This is a genomic window from uncultured Campylobacter sp. (assembly GCF_937997405.1).
GTDB lineage: Bacteria > Campylobacterota > Campylobacteria > Campylobacterales > Campylobacteraceae > Campylobacter_B.
In genome coordinates, this window is sequence record NZ_CALKTL010000197.1 from 1 (window position 1) to 3,468 (window position 3,468).

4 protein-coding genes are annotated in these 3,468 nt (G+C 47.9%); all 4 read right to left on the reverse strand.

The window, feature by feature from the left end; translation table 11 throughout:
- A partial coding sequence (locus tag Q0372_RS10105) for a hypothetical protein (protein WP_298105553.1) occupies positions 1-479 on the reverse strand: 479 nt, incomplete at its 3' end.
- 10 nt (positions 480-489) lie between these two features.
- The gene (gene cysE, locus Q0372_RS10110) at positions 490-1,185 is read right to left on the reverse strand and encodes a serine O-acetyltransferase (RefSeq protein ID WP_298105558.1); all 696 of its coding nucleotides are present in this window, start codon (positions 1,183-1,185) and stop codon (positions 490-492) included.
- The gene (gene speA, locus Q0372_RS10115; RefSeq protein WP_298105561.1) at positions 1,182-3,020 is read right to left on the reverse strand and encodes a biosynthetic arginine decarboxylase; all 1,839 of its coding nucleotides are present in this window, start codon (positions 3,018-3,020) and stop codon (positions 1,182-1,184) included. The genes cysE and speA overlap by 4 nt, the downstream gene beginning before the upstream one ends.
- A complete protein-coding gene (locus Q0372_RS10120) occupies positions 3,017-3,397 on the reverse strand; it encodes a His/Gly/Thr/Pro-type tRNA ligase C-terminal domain-containing protein (RefSeq protein ID WP_298105564.1) in 381 nt (126 codons plus the stop codon). The genes speA and Q0372_RS10120 overlap by 4 nt, the downstream gene beginning before the upstream one ends.
- Between the last annotated feature and the right edge of the window lie 71 nt (positions 3,398-3,468).

The following is a 3,468-nucleotide window of genomic DNA, read 5'->3' on the forward strand; positions in this document are numbered from 1 at the left end:
CATTGATGCTCCTTGGATTGGTTTAGACAATTTAAAATTTGATTTTTGACGCTAAAAGCCCTGCCGCTACTTGGGTCTTGGTCGTAGATATCGTCGATTTTATAATCGCCTCCGCTACGGACGAGTTTGTAGATTATCGTCTGCGCACCGTAGGGGCAGGTCTGTGTCACTACGACAGTATCGCGCTGCCCTAGCTCAAAATCATATTTTGCATCGTCGCAGACATCTTGACCGCCGATTATCGGATCATAATCCAAGCAGCCTACCTCACCTTCGCCAGCAGAGGCTTCATCTTGCATAAGCACGGATCTGAAAGAAGCTGATAGGGCATTTTTGTGATCGCCAAAATAGGTGTCCTTGATGTATAGACTTTTTACTAGGCTTATTCTGGCGTCGTCCGCGGAATTTTTCGCGCTATTAGCATCGCTGCCGCTTGCTGATAAAATAGCAAAAATTATAAAAAATAGAGCTTTTTTCACTTTAACCCTCTTATTTTAATGATTTTAGATACTCTTCGTAGAATTTGTTTAGATCCTCATCCATTGCGGAGATATCTTTTCTGCCGCTGCAGATGCAATCTTCCAAAATTTCGATACGTTTGATGAGATATTTGATAAGCTCCTGGCTGATATCTGGAATTTTATTATGCGCCAAAGGATCGCTCTCGCAGCTTCCTAAAATTCTAGCCGGCACTCCCACGGCGGTGCAGTTTGGCGCGACGTCCTTTACGACGACGGAATTTGCGCCGATTTTGGAATTTTCGCCGATGGTGATGTTGCCTAATACTTTGGCTCCCGCGCCCACTACGACGCCGTTTTGCAGCGTCGGATGGCGCTTGCCGTGCTCTAAGCTCACGCCGCCGAGAGTTACGCCCTGATAGATCAGACAGTTATCGCCGATGATCGCCGTTTCTCCGATGACAAGCCCCGTGGCGTGGTCAAAAAATACGCCCGAGCCGATACGTGCGCCCGGGTTTATATCTACTGCGGTGATTATGCGGCTAAGTCCGCTGATCGCGCGAGCAATGAGCTTAAAACCTCGCTCGTAGAAAAAATGCGCGAAGCGGTAATTTATCAGCGCCCAGACGCCGGGATAGCAGAAAAATATCTCAAATACGCTATTGCATGCGGGGTCTTGACGCAAGGGCTCGGTGAAGTCCTGTTTTAAAATTTGCCAAAAACTCATTTGATCGTCTTTAAGTAGCTATTGTCGTTTAAAAACAGATATAGTTCGCCCAAGATATGCTTTTTCTCTTTATCTCCGATAAGATTTGATTTTTCGACGCGCTCGTTTAGGCTTTCGCGGATATCTACTACGTCGTAGTCCATATCCTCCAAGATGTCGATGACCGATTGAGATTCGATAAAATCCTTGATCTCAAAGCCGCCGTCATCGCGTAAGATCACGGTCGCTTCGCTCGGATGAGCGAAAAGATTGTGGCTCATGCCAAGCACCTCCTGATATGCTCCGACAAGAAAAAAGCCCAAAAAATACTCCTCTTTTTCGGGATTAAAATCGTGCAAAAATAGCGGATTTTTTTGGCTGTCGAATTCTATCTCTCCGTCGCTATCGCAGGTGATATCCCAGATCGAAGCAGATAACGTTGCTCGCTCGTCCAGCCTCTCTAGCGGCATGATCGGAAAGTGCTGCTTGATGCCCCAAAAATCGGGCAGGCTTTGAAAGATCGAGAAATTTACCAAATAGCGTTCTTGGGCGTTGCCTAGAGAGTTTAAGAAATTGCTGTATTCTTGCTTGTTGCCTAAAATTCCATACGCCTTTCGCATTATTAGATGAACTAAAATTTCGCCGTTTGAGCGGTCGATCAGATCGACGTATCCCAGATCAAAAAGGGTAAGCACGCTCTCCATATGCGACATGGCGTCGTGCAGATACTCTAGCGCGTTGGACGGCTTTAGAGTTTTATACAGATCGTATAGCTCGGCGACTACCGGCGGATTATCCTTTTTTAGGGCGAGCTTCTCTTCGGCGTATTCTTGGGTAAAAAGCTCCAAAATCGGCGCTACTAGCACCGCATGGCTGGCGGCTACGTATCTGCCGCTCTCGATAAAGATATCGGGCTCGGCCTCTTTTTTATCCTCTGCGATCGATTTTAGCAGGAAGACCACGTCGTTGGCGTATTCTTTTAACGTATAGTTGCGGCTGGAGCTTTCTTTGGCTTGGGAGTATTCGATAGCAAGACCTCCGCCTAAATTTATGGATTTTAAATTTTTCGCGCCCATTTTGCGAAGCTCGGTGTAGATATTGCCCGCCTCGATGAGGGCCTTTTTGAGCGGGTGAATCTCTGTAATCTGCGAGCCGATATGAAAATGAATCATCGTAAACTGCTCGATGAGGTCGTTTTTCTTGAGCAAATTTATCGCCTCTATAAGCTCGGTCGAGGTAAGGCCGAATTTGGAATTTATCCCGCCGCTTTTCGCCCATAGCCCGCTTCCGGAGTTGTGCAGCCTGATGCGAAGCCCGATGAATGGCTTTGGCGCAAACCGCTCCTTGGCCGTTTCGATGATGGTTTCAAGCTCGTTTAACCCCTCGATCGTAAGCGTTACATTATGCCCCATCTCTGCGGCGATGAAGCCGACATTTATAAGCTCCTTATCTTTAAAACCGTTTACGGTAATCGGTGCGCCGTAGTTATTATACGCCATCGCTAGCAGCAGTTCGGGCTTGCTGCCGGCCTCAAGTCCGTATCCGTAAGGCTCGCCAATATCGACTAAATTTCTAACGAAGCCCGGGAATTGATTTACTTTAAGCGGATAGACGGCGTGGAATTTTCCCTTGTAGCCGAACTCCTTAATAGCGCGGTTAAAATTTGAGTAAATTTCGACGATCTGCTTTTTGATGAGGTGCGGGAAGCGCAGCAGTATCGGGCCTCGCACGCCGTCTGCGCGGATCTCTTTTATGATATCTACCAAAGGCTGCTTGAAATCGGAGTTTAGGCATAGTTTGCCCCCGTCTATTGTGAAGTTGGAATTTCCCCAAATATTTAGTCCGTAATCGCTCATGCTCTATCCTTAAAAAACGCTTCGACCTCTTTAAATTTGATCGCGAAGGTGGTTTGATCCTCTAAATTTTTACACCACACCTCGGCTCGGTCAAACTCGTCCTGCCCGATGCAAAGGCAAAATTTCGCCTCCGCCCCGTCAGCCGCTTTTAAATGCTTGGCTAGGCTCCTGGGCTCGTATGAAATTTGAGTTTTACAAAACTTTCGCAGCTTTAGCGCAAATGAAAATGCCGTGCTAACAAACGCCTCATCCAGCGCGCCGATATAAAGACCTTCGCGCTCTTGAGGGGCTTCGCGCGTTTTTAAAATTTCGGCTATTCGCTCGATACCGATCGCAAAGCCTACGCCCGCCGTCTTTCTGCCGCCTAAAAACTCCACGAGTCTGTCATAGCGCCCGCCGCCGCCAGGTCTCCACTATTCTCGCCTCGCGCACCCCCGCCCCCGAAGAG